Source organism: Pseudoalteromonas piscicida, from assembly GCF_002208135.1.
GTDB lineage: Bacteria > Pseudomonadota > Gammaproteobacteria > Enterobacterales > Alteromonadaceae > Pseudoalteromonas > Pseudoalteromonas piscicida_A.
In genome coordinates, this window is sequence record NZ_CP021647.1 from 167,715 (window position 1) to 182,976 (window position 15,262).

At 44.0% G+C, this 15,262-nt stretch carries 13 protein-coding genes; 10 read left to right on the forward strand and 3 right to left on the reverse strand.

Annotated elements, in window-relative coordinates:
• Positions 1–39: 39 nt before the first annotated feature.
• The gene (locus tag B1L02_RS19290) at positions 40–750 is read right to left on the reverse strand and encodes a DUF4336 domain-containing protein (RefSeq protein ID WP_088532430.1); all 711 of its coding nucleotides are present in this window, start codon (positions 748–750) and stop codon (positions 40–42) included.
• A gap of 195 nt (positions 751–945) precedes the next feature.
• Between B1L02_RS19290 and B1L02_RS24675 the strand changes: the two genes are divergently transcribed.
• On the forward strand, positions 946–1,326 hold the full coding sequence (locus tag B1L02_RS24675) for a hypothetical protein (protein ID WP_223192112.1): 381 nt from the start codon (positions 946–948) through the stop codon (positions 1,324–1,326).
• A gap of 306 nt (positions 1,327–1,632) precedes the next feature.
• On the opposite strand, the gene B1L02_RS19305 is transcribed toward B1L02_RS24675, so the two are convergent.
• On the reverse strand, positions 1,633–2,241 hold the full coding sequence (locus B1L02_RS19305) for an outer membrane beta-barrel protein (protein WP_088532431.1): 609 nt from the start codon (positions 2,239–2,241) through the stop codon (positions 1,633–1,635).
• A gap of 152 nt (positions 2,242–2,393) precedes the next feature.
• Here B1L02_RS19305 and B1L02_RS19310 point away from each other — a divergent pair, with 152 nt between their 5' ends.
• From B1L02_RS19310 to B1L02_RS19345, 8 genes are all read left to right on the forward strand, one after another.
• Positions 2,394–2,777 (forward strand): hypothetical protein, encoded by a 384-nt coding sequence (locus tag B1L02_RS19310; RefSeq protein ID WP_223192111.1) that lies wholly within the window; start codon positions 2,394–2,396, stop codon positions 2,775–2,777.
• 124 nt (positions 2,778–2,901) lie between these two features.
• The gene (locus B1L02_RS19315; RefSeq protein WP_088532433.1) at positions 2,902–3,375 is read left to right on the forward strand and encodes a DUF411 domain-containing protein; all 474 of its coding nucleotides are present in this window, start codon (positions 2,902–2,904) and stop codon (positions 3,373–3,375) included.
• Positions 3,375–4,697, forward strand: coding sequence for a TolC family protein (locus B1L02_RS19320; protein WP_088532434.1), 1,323 nt, complete (start codon positions 3,375–3,377; stop codon positions 4,695–4,697). The genes B1L02_RS19315 and B1L02_RS19320 overlap by 1 nt, the downstream gene beginning before the upstream one ends.
• Positions 4,690–6,417, forward strand: coding sequence for an efflux RND transporter periplasmic adaptor subunit (locus tag B1L02_RS19325; RefSeq protein WP_088532435.1), 1,728 nt, complete (start codon positions 4,690–4,692; stop codon positions 6,415–6,417). The genes B1L02_RS19320 and B1L02_RS19325 overlap by 8 nt, the downstream gene beginning before the upstream one ends.
• A 12-nt stretch (positions 6,418–6,429) precedes the next feature.
• The gene (locus B1L02_RS19330; RefSeq protein WP_088532436.1) at positions 6,430–9,546 is read left to right on the forward strand and encodes an efflux RND transporter permease subunit; all 3,117 of its coding nucleotides are present in this window, start codon (positions 6,430–6,432) and stop codon (positions 9,544–9,546) included.
• Positions 9,547–9,766: 220 nt separating this feature from the next.
• A complete protein-coding gene (locus B1L02_RS19335) occupies positions 9,767–10,426 on the forward strand; it encodes a hypothetical protein (RefSeq protein WP_088532437.1) in 660 nt (219 codons plus the stop codon).
• Positions 10,427–10,497: 71 nt separating this feature from the next.
• Entirely contained in the window at positions 10,498–11,091 is a 594-nt protein-coding gene (locus B1L02_RS19340; protein ID WP_088532438.1) for a sulfotransferase family 2 domain-containing protein, read from the forward strand.
• 128 nt (positions 11,092–11,219) lie between these two features.
• On the forward strand, positions 11,220–11,828 hold the full coding sequence (locus B1L02_RS19345; RefSeq protein ID WP_088532439.1) for a GNAT family N-acetyltransferase: 609 nt from the start codon (positions 11,220–11,222) through the stop codon (positions 11,826–11,828).
• A gap of 81 nt (positions 11,829–11,909) precedes the next feature.
• Here the strand turns inward: B1L02_RS19345 and B1L02_RS19350 are convergent, their stop codons facing one another.
• On the reverse strand, positions 11,910–12,812 hold the full coding sequence (locus tag B1L02_RS19350) for a phytanoyl-CoA dioxygenase family protein (protein ID WP_088532440.1): 903 nt from the start codon (positions 12,810–12,812) through the stop codon (positions 11,910–11,912).
• Positions 12,813–13,078: 266 nt separating this feature from the next.
• Here B1L02_RS19350 and B1L02_RS19355 point away from each other — a divergent pair, with 266 nt between their 5' ends.
• Positions 13,079–15,259, forward strand: coding sequence for an OsmC domain/YcaO domain-containing protein (locus tag B1L02_RS19355; RefSeq protein WP_088532441.1), 2,181 nt, complete (start codon positions 13,079–13,081; stop codon positions 15,257–15,259).
• The last annotated feature ends 3 nt before the right edge of the window (positions 15,260–15,262 follow it).

Consider the following 15,262-nt stretch of genomic DNA (forward strand, 5'->3'; position numbering starts at 1 on the left):
ATGACAGCGCTTTTTATATTCTGTTATTTGTACCGTGCTTTATGCCGCTTCATTGATACCCAGCCAAGAAAATGAACGATTTAAAAACGCCTCAGCGCCTGTTTCAATGCATTCACCATGGGCAATAATAATATATTGAGGTTGCCAAGCAGCCATCTTTGAAAAACATGCTCGGGCTTGTTGCTTCCCAAACATAAATGAAGTTCTCCAGTCTATGGGCGTTTTACCGTTAGGACTGATAATTCCCGTAATTTTCGCTAATACTTTTTTAAACCCAGTAAAGTGATTGGGGTGAAAGTTTTCGATAAGATCCGTCAAAATTAATGTACTACTCTCTCTGTGGAAGAACACCACTTCTTCCATTACCGCGCTACCTTTAAAAATGAGCTGATCAATATCGTCCTGCCACTCGAATTCTGCAATATCACCCAGTTGGCGCTGAAAAGTGAGGTCAGGACGTTTTTTGTCGACACCAGGAGAGGCAAACATAACCGCATTTGGAAACCTTTCCTGCCAATCTCCCATAAACAGGTGATGCAGTTTGTTGGGAGAAACTAGATATTTGACTTGTCCGAGTTGGGCTAACTCACTAAGCAATCCATCTGTTAGTTTGCCGGGAGAGTGGACCCACAATGCGCCAGTGGAAAGCTTTACTATGGTGCTTCGGGTAGTGTACGGCATGCCAAAGAATGGGACCGCGGGGCCGTTGTGGATCCAAATGTTTTTACCAATTGCAATTAATTCGCTCATCTGATTTCCTTGCTCTTGTTAGCGTGAGAGTAACTATATCAGGGAAATTTGTTGTTTAAAATATAGCCTTGTGCAAGTTTGAAAGAGATTTCTTTAAATACTTGTATTATTTATTATTTTGGAATGGTGTGATAAACCAAATTTGGCCACCTAATTCGGGTACTATCATGCACAAAGAGACTATTCGGTGACAATATGAACAAAAGACCAAAACGCAATTTCAGTCCTGAATTTTGGCTTGAAGCAGCGCAATTAGTCGTCGACCTGAACTACAGCTTCAGAGAAGCTGTAAATGCTATGAGCGTCAACCTTCCGAGCATGGATAAATGGGCTTGGCAACTTAACAGAGCGCGCGAGCGCGAATTTCTAAATATTGATATTCATTTGGTGCTGTGCGGCAACGTGCTGGATTTAATCCGTGATGAAATAGATACTCTATTTAAAATTTCCAACGAGCCACCGCAAGGCGTTATAGCTCGAAGCGTGATGAAGATAGAGCATTTAGTGGCGGCGTCAACATATATTGCGACCCATTCAATTACTACTCACCCCAAAGCATTAGTACAACACAGCTGAAGCGCTATGGGAGAACTGACGCTATAAGGCAAATCACACTCGAGTAAGGTTAGACACTGCGCTGCAAGGGCTGGGAACACAGGCTTACCTATGTTTGTAGCTAAAGATGCGTTAGCGTAAGGAGAGTTGATACAGGTATTACCGAAATGGCATTTTGAGACTCACTATTCAGGCGAGCTGTGGATGCGATATCCAGCTACCCGCCATATTCCTGCAAAGGAGAGTGTTTTTGCTGACTTTATCGTACAGCGACTGATGAAGACTTACTGATCTTTGTAATATTAAGAGCTCAATTAATTCTAACAATTAGAGCGAAAAGCGATAACTTAATGTTGCACTTGCTTGAACTTGTCTCAACTGTTCATCATCAAAGTGCCAGCTGCAGGTATTTTGAGTTGCAGGGTCAATATCACAAGTAACTTCTGAATCATTGTTTAGAAGGCTCACAATCCAACGCACTTCGGCACCTAGGTGGAAGCCCGCGCCGATATTATATTCAAGGCCTGTGTATAAACCAGTCGCGAAGAAAGTATCTGAGTCAATAAAATTGGGGTTAATGAAAGTCGCACCAAGCTGTGCACCCAGATAAACATCTAAGTTGTCTGTGAGAGGACGCACTACTGCGCTTTGAAATAGTAGGTATTCCATTTCCACTTTGTTTAGTGGGTAAGCAGTAAGTTGGGTCTCTGTTTTACCATAGTAAAATCCGTAACGGCCTTCTGATATATACTTGTCTAAGCTCACCCCAAAATGCGAGTCGTCTTCTAATTCGTATGTTTGGTGGCGAGAAGTTTCGATGTCACTGCTGTACGTTTTGCCACCATATATTGAAACACCAAAATCTCCGTAATCTGCGGCACTGACGTTGCTTGAAACAACTAACGCCAAAATAGTCACCAATGAAGCTACTTTCATAAAGTTCATTTCCTTGAGTTGGAATAATTTTTTAGATTTGAGCCTAAGTATATCAATGATGAAAGAAAATAATAACGAGGTTGGTCTATTTACTTGCATTTCTTTGGTTAGATTTTTATTATTACTTCGCTTATTTGATTTGGAAAAGTACTTTGCAAGTATTCTTACGTTTACTTATCACATTGCTCGTGGTGGCTACACTTAGTGGTCAAAACGCGGCTGCCTCTATGGCAGCATGTGAAATGCACGGTGCTACCAGTCATGAAACAAGTCATCAAATGCTTCAAAGTAACTTTCAATCTGCTGATCCACATCATCATGAATTGATGGTAGAGATGGAATGCTGTGACCCTCAGAACACAGCACAATGCAGCGATTGTACTTGTCCCACACATATGTGCTCCACAAATCTTGCCGCGTTTCCACTAAGAGATTGGCTCGCGGCTATTGTACTGAAAAACGATAAATTAAGCTTCACAAGTGGTCAGCTTAGCGACTACCCTCGCTCTCTTTATAAACCCCCAATACTCGCCTAACCTCAGGGCAGATCTGCCTTAATTTCAAAGTTTTGTATGATTAACCGCCGTTTTTGGCGTAATTTTCAACGAATTGATTGATACCAGTTGTAGTAATCCAATTGGTATTGCATGCGAGGTTAGCATGAAAAAGTTTTATTTAGTGGTGACGCTGTGGCTAATGAGTGTCATGGCATACGGTAAATCCAACGTCGAGTTGGAAGTCTTTAAATCTCCAACTTGCGGCTGTTGCGAACTGTGGTTAAATCATTTAACTGCACAGGGTATCGTACATAAAGCTACCGATCTAAATTATCTTGGCTCACTCAAGAGTAAGTTTGGTATTAAGCAAAATTATCAATCTTGTCACACAGGGATTTCTAAAAATGGCTTTATTTTTGAAGGGCATGTTCCTGCCAAGTTTATTAAACAGTTCTTGCAAGACGAAAAGCTAACTCAAGACACACAAAATATCGGCTTGAGCGTGCCAGCAATGCCACTTGGATCACCCGGTATGGAAGTTGGCGAGCGTTTTATGCCTTATCAAGTATTGCTACTCAAAAAAGATGGGAGCTATGAGGTTTTTGCTGAAATCGACAGCTATGAGGAGCAATTCTAATGACAATCAAAGTTTCCCTGTTTATCGCGACACTGATACTGCCACAGATAGCACAGGCCAATATTGCAACGTTAGAGCAAGCGATAGATGCCGCCATCAGCAACGATCCTTGGCTTAAATCTAGCCAATACAAGCGTTCTGCGATGCAGTCTATGAGCCGCGAAGCACTGAGCTATCCTGATCCCCAGGTGTCCATCGGCATGATGAACCTGCCTGTTGATAGTTGGGAATTTAACCAAGAGGGGATGACCCAGCTTAAAGTTGGCGTGATGCAGATGTTGCCGCGAGGAGATAGCCTCGAAATTAAGAGCCAGCAGTTAGCGCTTGATGCTAAAAAGCAACCGATTTTACAAGAGGACAGAAAAGCCCAAGTCCGCCGCGACGTTTCTCAGGTGTGGCTTGATATTGTACAAGCCAAAAAAACCTTAGAATTGATTGAGCGTGATAGTGTGCTGTTCGACCAAATGGTAGAAATTGCAAATGCCAGCTACTCCAATGCGCTGGGTGCAACACGCCAGCAGGATGTGATCCGTGCTCAGCTTGAGGTGATGCAGTTAGACGACAAACGTTCTGCGGCTTATCAGCAGCTTAATACCGCTAAGGCAAAGCTTTCGCAATGGCTTTTAAATGATGCATTCACTAATTCAAATGCGCTGAGTGTCCTTAATCAAAGCAAAGTGACACTGCCGTTGATCCGCTCAATTGCGCCAAAGTTAATGCAGCAACGCCCAGTTGATAGCCAAGCTGTAGTACAACATTTGACTCATCACCCGTTGGTTGTTGCAGCCGACGTTGATACATACCGCGCCAATCAAGGGGTAAAGTTAGCTGAGCAGGCATATAAACCACAGTTTTCCGTCAATGCGAGTTATGCATATCGAGATGATGCACCAAATCAAATGTCTCGCACCGACTTTTTTAGCGTTGGTGTGTCATTCGACGTTCCGTTATTCACAGATGGAAAACAAGATCAGCAAAAAGCGGCAGCAACTGCAAAAGTTGAGGCGAGTAAAACCGACCGGTTGCTGGTGCTAAAGCAGCTGTTTTCAAACTTAAATGGAGAAATTCAAACTATCCAACGATTGCAAGAGCGGCAATCGCTATACGCAAAATCAATTGTGGCACAAAGCGCTGAACAGGCCGAGGCTGCATTGACTGCTTATACCAATGATGATGGCGACTTTTCCGAGGTAGTGAGGGCACGCATCGCGAAACTGAATGCGCAGTTATCAGCGCTTTCCATTGATATTGCATTGTTAAAAGCGGTGGTACGCAGTAACTACTATTTGGCTCAAATTGAAGAGGGTGCAAGCCATGAATAACAACTTAAAAATGGCGCTGGTTGCCGTCACGACATTAACGGCAGGCGTGCTAGTTGGGATGAACCTCTCTTCAAGTAACGAGCCTGCGGTAGCGCAAAACGCTGAGAAAGCGCCGCTTTATTGGGTTGCGCCAATGGATCCGAACTATCGTCGTGATAAGCCAGGTAAGTCTCCGATGGGAATGGATCTCGTGCCTGTGTACGAAGAAGAGTCCACGAATGCAAAATTTGGTGAGGGGGTGGTGGAAATAGCGCCTCACGTTGAAAACAACTTGGGCGTTCGTACAGCGGTGGCCATGCGTCAAGCGATGTCTCACCAAATCCGTACGGTTGGGTATGTTCAGTACAACGAAGATAGCTTAGTTCACATTCACCCCCGAGTTGAGGGATGGGTTGAAAAGCTCTACGTGAAAGCTGCAGGAGATCCAGTGAAGCAGGGTGAGCCTCTGTACACCTTATACTCGCCGCAACTGGTCAATGCGCAAGAAGAATATCTTATCGCTAGAAAGCGTAATAATCAGGCGCTGATAAACGCAGCGCACGAACGGCTCAAGGCATTGCACCTGAGTGATGACTTCATCAACACGCTTAAAAAAACGGCTGAAGTGCATCAAAGCATCACCTTTTATGCGCGTCAATCTGGAGTCTTGGATGGACTCCAGATCCGAGAAGGATTTTATGTAAAGCCGGGCACAACGCTCATGAGTATCGCCAAACTTGACGAAATTTGGGTCGAAGCTGACGTGTTTGAGCGTGATGCTATGCTGGTCGCTCAGGGTCAAGCCGTTTCCATGAGGTTAGATTTTCTACCAGGTAGAACATGGCGAGGGCAAGTCGATTACGTCTACCCATCACTCAATGAAAAAACACGGACACTCAGAGTGAGGCTTAGGTTTGACAACCGTGACGCACTATTAAAGCCGAATATGTTTGCGCAAGTGAACATTCATGCCGATTCTCGTGACGATGTGTTGCAAGTACCGAGTGAGTCTGTGATCCGCACTGCCAAACAAAATCGCGTTGTCGTTGAAGTTGCACCTGGTAGCTTTAAATCAGTTGCTGTTGAACTGGGTCAAATTGGCGATGAAAACATTGAAATCCTCAATGGTCTTAACGAAGGAGACAAGATAGTTACGTCAGCCCAATTCCTTATTGATTCTCAATCGAGCATTACTTCTGACTTTATGCGTATGGCGCCAGTTACTGAGGCTAAGTCAGTCTGGATTGAAGGAGAAGTTCAAAGCGTGAACCACCAAAGTCGAGTGGTGAATATCGATCATCAACCCGTACCTGAGTGGGAATGGCCTGAAATGGTGATGGACTTTACCGTGGCTGAAAGTGTCGATGTTGACGCACTAAACGCTGGACAGACGTTGCATTTTGAAGCCACTAAACAAGATGATGGCAGCGTATTACTGACTGGCATTCACATTATGTCCGAAGGAAGTACGACCGAAAATACCTTACCCACAGCTACAGTGGGTGGCGTGATAAACACCATCACCCCTGACACCCGAGTGCTTAATATTTCTCGCGACGCCATTGAAAAATGGGATCGTCCCGCAACAACGATGGACTTTGTTGCAGCTGAGCACATTGATTTAAACCAGCTTAAGACAGGAATGAAGGTGACTTTCACCTTTGAAGTGGGTGACGAATTTGTGGTGACTGATATCAAACCTGCAGGTGAGATGTCGATGAATATGCACTCAAGTCACTAAGGAGCGTTTACAATGATCCAAGCAATAATTCGCTGGTCAGTATTCAACCGTTTTTTTGTGGTACTGCTGACACTTATGCTGGTGGGGGCTGGGCTATTTACTCTTAAAAACACGCCTGTCGACGCCATTCCGGATTTGTCTGATGTACAAGTCATTGTCAAAACACCTTATCCAGGACAGGCACCACAAGTGGTGCAAGATCAGGTGACATTTCCGCTGACAACGGCAATGCTCTCCGTGCCGGGCGCAAAAACCGTACGTGGTTATTCCTTCTTTGGGGATTCCTATGTTTACGTTATTTTTGACGATAAAACGGATCTTTACTGGGCGCGCAGTCGGGTGCTCGAATATCTCAGTCAAGTCGCACCACAATTACCTGATGCGGCAAAGCCACAATTGGGCCCTGATGCCACTGGAGTGGGTTGGGTGTATCTTTATGCATTAGTTGATAAAACCGGTAAACACGATATTAGCCAGTTACGCAGCTTACAAGATTGGTTTTTAAAGTTTGAGCTGCAATCGGTTGCCGGCGTGTCAGAAGTGGCGCCGATTGGCGGTATGGTGAAACAGTATCAAGTACAAGTTGATCCCAATAAACTGCGCGCTTACGGCATTCCACTTACGCATGTACAGCAGGCGTTACAACGCGGTAACCAAGAATCGGGTGCTTCTGTGATTGAGATGGCTGAAGCCGAATATATGGTGACAAGTACGGGATATATTCAAAGCGTTAAAGATATTGAAGCTATCCCACTTGGGCAAGCTGTCAAAGGCACGCCATTAACGATAGCAGATGTTGCGTCTGTCAATATTGGACCGCAAATGCGTCGTGGCATTGCCGAGCTTAACGGCGAGGGAGAGGTCGTTGGCGGCGTTGTGGTCATGCGCTTTGGAGAAAACGCGCAAAAAACCATCGATGGCGTGAAGCAAAAGCTCGCCGAACTCCAACAAGGCTTACCTGAAGGGGTAGAAGTGGTGACGGTTTACGACCGCTCAGAGCTTATCACCAAAGCCATTGATAACCTTTGGTCTAAGCTGCTTGAAGAGCTGGTGGTGGTGGCATTAGTGTGTGTGGTGTTCTTATTTCATATTCGCTCTTCCGTGGTTGCCGTGATCACTTTGCCACTTGGCATTCTGGTTGCTTTTATCGTGATGTATTTTCAAGGGGTGAACGCAAATATCATGTCTCTTGGTGGCATAGCCATTGCTGTCGGGGCGATGACCGACGGTGCAATCGTGATGATTGAAAACATGCACAAACACATGGAAAGAACGCCACTCAATGATGAAAATCGCTGGGAAATCGTCGCAAAGTCGGCTTCTGAAGTAGGTCCTGCGTTGTTTTTTAGTTTATTGATCATTACCGTAAGCTTCTTACCTGTGTTTATTCTTGAGGCGCAAGAAGGGCGTATGTTTGCCCCTCTGGCATACACCAAAACGTATGCGATGGCCGCCTCGGCGGGGCTTGCCATTACGCTTATTCCTGTGCTGATGGGGTATTTTATTCGCGGTAAAGTTGTGCCTGAGCATAAAAACCCAATTAATCGAATGTTGGTTGGCGCGTATACGCCGCTATTAAAGCAAGTATTACGCTTTCCAAAGCTGACGTTACTGGCCGCTGCGGCTATCACAGTCGTTGGGTTTTATCCAATGGATAAAATTGGCAGTGAGTTTATTCCACCTTTGGATGAAGGGGATTTAATGTACATGCCGACTACATATCCAAGTATTTCGATTGGTAAAGCCAGAGAAATCTTACAGCAAACCGATAAGTTGATAGCGACGGTGCCTGAGGTAAAAAATGTCTTTGGTAAAATCGGTCGCGCTGAGACGGCAACCGATCCTGCCCCGTTGACGATGATTGAGACCTTTATTCAATTAAAACCTAAAGATCAGTGGCGTGCGGGAATGACCACTGAAAAGCTCAAAGCGGAGCTCGATAAGCTAGTGCAGTTTCCGGGCTTAACCAATGCTTGGGTGATGCCCATCAAAACGCGTATTGATATGCTCGCGACGGGAATTAAAACGCCTGTTGGGATTAAAGTCGCAGGTCCAGATTTAGATACTATCCAAAAGATTGGTCAAGATGTTGAGCGCATTCTGAGTAAGGTCGAGGGTACGGCTTCGGTCTATTCAGAGCGGGTAGCTGGGGGGCGCTATATTAAGGTCGATATTCAACGTGATAAAGCCGCGCGATTTGGGCTCAATATTGCCGACGTTCAACAAGTTGTGGCGACCGCAATTGGTGGTATGGATGTCACGCAAACCATAGAGGGACAAGAGCGCTATCCAGTTAGTTTGCGCTACCCGCAAGACTTACGCGATTCTCCAGAAGCGCTGCGAAAGCTTCCGATAGTCACCGCTGAGGGGTTAAATATTGCCCTAGGCGATGTGGCAACTATCTATATTGAAAACGGGCCACCGGGCATTAAAAGTGAAAATGCTCGCATTAATGGTTGGACGTTTATCGATTTAGACGGTGTCGATGTTGGCAGCTATGTGGCAGCCGCTAAACAAGTGTTGAGCGAGCAGCTGGAGTTACCTGCAGGTTATTCCATCAGTTGGGCTGGTCAATACGAGTATATGGCGCGTGCTAAAGCTAAATTGACTTATGTGGTGCCGCTCACGCTTGGGATCATTATCGTTTTACTCTATTTGAACTTTAGAAGTGTTAGCGAAGTGGCAATCATCATGGCGACGTTACCCATGGCGATGATTGGTGGACTGTGGTTACTATACCTTGAGGGGTTTAACTTTTCGGTCGCGGTTGGCGTTGGTTTTATTGCACTGGCAGGTGTTGCCGTCGAAATAGGCGTAATTATGCTCGTGTATCTCAACCAAGCCATAAGCGAGCTTAAGGAAAAACAACCGTTCATGACTGCTGAGACCATAAACAGTGCCATTTTAGAAGGCGCGGGCAAACGTATTCGGCCTGTTATGATGACGGTGGCAACGATTATCATCGGGCTATTACCAATCCTTTATGGCTCAGGCACAGGCTCCGAGGTAATGAGCCGCATAGCCGCGCCTATGGTGGGCGGCATGGCAAGCGCACTACTACTTACCTTAGTCGTGTTACCCGTAGCATATATGTTGATGATCCGTTGGCGTGAGAAAGTTGCTAACTAACCCGAGGTTTGGATAATAAATTATCCGAATCTCAGGTTAATTAATCGATAGCGGAAAAAGTTTGCCTCAAGCGCCGTAATATTAAGCACTTGAACGGCAAAGTTTGGGTTGGCACAACCCAATTAAATCCAAAAAGTGGTTAAGGCCTTAAAGTTCCTAACCACACTTCCTTGGCGCAATTATTGCTGTACTAGAACCGCTAATGCAACAAGGAGCGGGTATGTACATTCAAAATTCACCCTATTCACAATATAATTCGAACGATCTTTATGGTCGAAAGAACAATAATGTTGTGAGTGATCAAGGTGTTTCTAATTCGGCGGCAAAAAATTCGGAAACACCTTCGTTTATGGAAGCCGCAAAGGCTGTACAAGAAAAAGCGCCTAACAACATCCAATCGACTTACCTTACCAAGCATTTTGAGCAAGCTGAAAAGCGAGCCCATGAATCGCTGGTGAGTTCGAATCACAAAATAGGCAGCCGTGAATATAACATCGAGATGTATCGTGAAATGATGACGAACATTGTAGAGATGCCAATTGAAGTAGAAATTGCACCAGAAGAGATGAACCAAGCGCTGTTATTTAATCATCTGGGATTGGACTTTAAAGAGTACAAAACCGTTTCAGTGCGTTCAGAGTTGTTAACTATGCTTGAGCAAAAAGTCGAGCAGGACAGTACACTGATCAGATCAGATAAAGCAAAATTAACAGCAATTATCGCTGATACGCAAGACAGGCTAGAAGAGACACAAGCTGCGTTACTTGAAGGTGAAGATATTACTCAGCGACTGCAAGACAGCAAAAAGGCAATCTATAGCGCTTATGAGCAACTTAAGCTTGGGAATGTAAGTCAGCGAGACCTGATTTCGACTTTGTAGTTATCATTGACTATGGAGAATTTAACAAAGTGAAGAAAAATGCATATTGTAGTCTGAAATGATTGAGGCTTATGTTTTATTCTAAAAAGTACAATTTTTTGTTCTGCCACATTAGTCGCTCTGGCGGTACGTCATTATGTAGTGTCCTCAGGAAAACGGCGCCAGACCTAAGGATGATAGGCAGCCAGCATGCGTCGCTTCTAGAGGCTAGAGCGGCATTGCCGGATGAGTTTGAGAGTACGTTTAAATTTGCTTTTGTACGTAACCCATGGGAAAGACTTGTTTCTTGGTATTCACTATTAGAGAAAGGTAAGAGTCTACACTCAGAAGTGGTATCTGAGAAACGTCATTATGATGAGAAAGAAAAGTTTGAACTATTTGTACAAGAAATGGTTACAGATCAGCACAGCGGAATGGCGTGGAGTCAATGGTCCCAGTTATCCGACCATTTGGGAAATTCACTCGTCAATGAAATTTGCCGCTTTGAAAACTATCAAAAAGACAGTGATCGAATTTTAAGGAAGTTGGGGTGCAAAGATTATCATTTGCCTTATTATAATCAGGCTTCAAGTAGGCACTACCGTCATTACTACTCAGACTTAGCGTTAAAATTGGCTGAGGAGCTTTTCCTAGATGATATTTATCAATTTGGGTATACGTTCTGATATGACGTCGCTTTGTGAGAAAAATGAAACATTACGGCAAGAAGAAAGTTGGAATAAATATTTGTATAAACCTAAAATTGTAATAATAATGTTTTAATTGTTACGTAAAAGAGCTTTTGAGTGTTTATATGGATATCATTGAGTTAGATGAAAAGGCATTTGTTGACGTATTTAACCTGCCGGAAAAAATTACCATAAAGGTTGCTAGTACCGCGGATATAGAGGAAATGGCCTTAGTGACCAAGGTGAGTTGGCAGGCGGCCTTTAGCGGGTTTTTACCAGAACACGTGCTCAAAGGGGGGACCGTCGAATTTTTCGCCACCATTTGGTCTGAGATTATCAAAAATTCAGCAACCCAAAGCGCACTACTTGTGACTGATGGCAGAAAAATAGTAGGCTGCGGTGCGGCGGGTAATTACCGTCGAATGTATAACCCGGTTAGCCAAAAAGTGTCGAGAATAAATGCGGGTGAATTGTATCGCGGTTATGTTTTACCGAGCCACCAAAACCGCGGGTTGGGTCAAGCGCTGTTGAAAGCGCGCTTATTAAAACTTTACGAGCAAGGCTGTCAAACTGCTTATACCTGGATCTATGAGCAAAACCAACAAGCGAGACGCTTTTACGAAAAGCATGGGGCGGTTAACCTCGACCAAGCCCAAGGGGTAACAATGAAACGATTTATGTTTGAAGAGGTGTGCTATGGCATTGAAGTGAATCGTGTTTTTGATTTTAGCTAAGGTGGAGTGAGAGAAGATTTCAAACACGGCATGGTCAGAGGTAATTGTCATCGATAAGCGGTGACAATTACTTCATACAGACTAACGTAAGTCGGCGGGTGTAGGGTAGTCTGGGTGCTCAACAATTTTGGGTGCCCAAACAGCTGGAATTACGGCCTCTCGTTTCTGTTTGATACGCTCTACTAGCGTATTTAAATCATAATTGGGTTCACCATAAACGGTTAGCCAATTATCAGGTACGTCTTCTGGGTCTGCAGCCTGAATAACGTGTGCCATCCACTGTTTTCTAAGCTCAGCCCATTCACTACTTTGATTCTCATTGACACCTGTAAGTGGTCGAAGCTCTACATATATTGTCCTTCTCGGACCTTCACTGCGTTTCGGCTCTGAGCCATGTAAAACCATCATGTCTTGAACTAAAATATCTCCGGCTTTAGCTGGTTGCTGTACAACCCCTGGAATGTTCCAGCCATATTCGCTTGAGAGTGAATAGATATCCAAGAGTTGGTGTTGAGAGTTAGGCAAGTAGCGTAAACAGCCATCATCTATATTCGCATCGTCAAGGTAGATACCGACATTTAAATAAGCAAAATTACGGGAATGGGGGGCATCTTGATGCCAGGCTATATGAGGGTGTGGGTGTGGATATTTGCAGACTAAGTCACATTGCAATGGGACACAGCCAGTACCGCAAAGATGCTCACTGATCGCTAACATTGCTGGTGTCGCGAGTAGTTCGATAATTAACTCGGGCGCTTCAAAAAGCAAATCATTATAACGAAAGAGTTTTGGCTCACCTGATTCATTTGATAAATGGTATTGAGTCGCTACCTTTCCTTCTTGCTGTGCTTGTTTTGCTTTACTCTCAAGCGCATTAGATAGTCGCTTCAGTTTTTCCAGCAGCGTGTCGGGTAAAGTTTGTTCAAATAAAACGAAGCCGTTGTTTTTGTAAAAATCGAGTTTGCTTTTGCTCACAATCGTCATGCGTGTACTTCCCAGTTATTTTGTTGCTTGTCAGACTGAAGAGTTGTTATTTGTTGAATATATTAACTTGCCCATCGAATAGAATTAGTCTCAGCTGCAATACTGGCCATAGTGACGTAAAACGATACCTAGCGCAATTACGGTGGGTTACATTGTGGAGTTTGTTTATACTAACTCAACCCGAATAAACAAAAACTTCCATTGGCACGGCTCTTCATCCTCAAGTACAATTAGCGTTTTCGTTTGCAACACACCGGAACCTTCCAATGGAAATCAAAGTAAATTACCTCGACAATCTCAGAATTGATGCCAAATTTGACGACTTTTCTGTCATTGCGGATCAGCCAATTCGCTATAAAGGCGATGGCTCAGCACCAAGTCCATTTGACTACTTTTTAGCTTCTTCAGCGCTTTGTGCTGCTTACTTTGTGAAGGTGTATTGTAATGCGCGTGATATTCCAACGGATGGAATCCGTGTGGCGCAAAACAACATCGTTGATCCTGAAAACCGTTATAACCAGATTTTTAAAATTCAGGTGGAGCTACCAGAAAGCATTTCTGAAAAAGACCGCCAAGGTATCTTGCGTTCAATTGACCGCTGTACCGTTAAAAAGGTGATCCAAACGGGACCTGAATTCCAAGTGGAAGCGGTTGAAAGCCTTGAAGATGACTCTCAGGCGATGCTGATGGTTGATACCAGCGAAAGCGACAGCACTTTTATCCTAGGTAAAGATCTTCCGCTTGAACAAACTATCGCAAATATGACTAAGATCCTTTCGGATTTAGGCATGAAGATTGAAGTCGCGTCATGGCGTAATATCGTGCCACACGTCTGGTCTTTGCATATTCGTGATGCCGCTTCACCAATGTGTTTCACCAATGGTAAAGGGGCAACGAAAGAAAGCGCGCTTTGCTCAGCACTTGGTGAGTTTATTGAACGTTTAAACTGCAACTTCTTTTATAATGATCAATTCTTTGGTGAAGAAATTGCAAATGCTGAATTTGTTCACTACCCGAACGAAAAGTGGTTTAAGCCTGAAGCTGATGATGCGCTTCCTACCGAAATTTTAGACGACTACACTCGTGAAATTTACGACCCAGAAGGTGAACTACGTGGCTCTCACTTAATCGACACGAATTCAGGTAATGTAGCGCGCGGTATTTGTTCTATTCCGTATACTCGCCATTCAGATGGTGAAACGGTGTATTTTCCGTCAAACCTAATAGAAAACTTATTCCTAAGTAACGGTATGAGTGCTGGTAATAACTTGTTTGAAGCGAAAGTGCAGTGCTTATCTGAGATCTTTGAACGTGCGGTGAAAAAACAAATCATCGAACAAGAAATTGTGTTGCCTGATGTACCTGAGTCTGTACTGGCTAAATATCCAGGTATTGTTGAAGGGATCAAAGGGCTTGAAGAACAGGGGTTCCCTGTTGTGGTGAAAGATGCCTCTCTAGGCGGTCAATTTCCTGTGATGTGTGTGACGTTGATGAACCCTAAAACGGGCGGTGTATTTGCGTCTTTTGGTGCGCACCCAAGTTTTGAAGTGGCACTTGAGCGTAGTTTGACTGAGCTGTTACAAGGTCGCAGTTTTGAAGGCTTAAATGATGTACCAAAACCTACGTTTAACAGCATGGCCGTATCTGAGCCGGAGAACTTTGTTGAACACTTTATCGATTCAACGGGTGTGATCTCATGGCGTTTCTTTAGTGCGAAGCATGACTACGACTTTGTTGAGTGGGATTTCACAGGCACGAATGAAGAAGAGTGCGATAAGTTATTTGGCATTCTAGAGGCGTTAGGTAAAGAAGCCTATATTGCCGAATTTACAGACTTAGGGATCGCTTGTCGTATTTTGGTACCGGGTTTTTCTGAAGTCTATCCAGCTGAAGATCTGATTTGGGACAACACCAATAAAGCACTGCAATATCGCGAAGATATTCTCAACATCCATTCTCTAGATGACGAAGCATTAGCTAACTTGGTTGAGCGTTTAGAAGACAGCCAGCTTGATAATTATATCGATATTATCACCCTAATTGGCGTTGAGTTTGACGAAAATACGGTGTGGGGTCAGCTTACAATTCTTGAGCTTAAGATTTTAATCTATCTAGCGCTTGGCGATATCGAAGCGGCCATTGAACTAGTTGAAACCTTCTTGCAGTTTAATGACAACACTGTAGAGCGTGGCTTATTCTACCAAGCAATGCACGCCACACTTGAAATTGCATTGGATGAAGAACTAGAAATTGAAGATTACATTCATAACTTTACTCGTATGTTCTCAAAAGACGTGATGGATGCGGTTATTGGTTCAATTAATGGTGATGTGAAATTCTATGGCTTAACTCCGACAAACATGAAGTTGGAAGGCTTAGATAAGCACCTCCGTCTTATTGAAAGTTATAAGAAGCTACATAGTGCAAGAGGCAAATTCGCTTTGTAATAG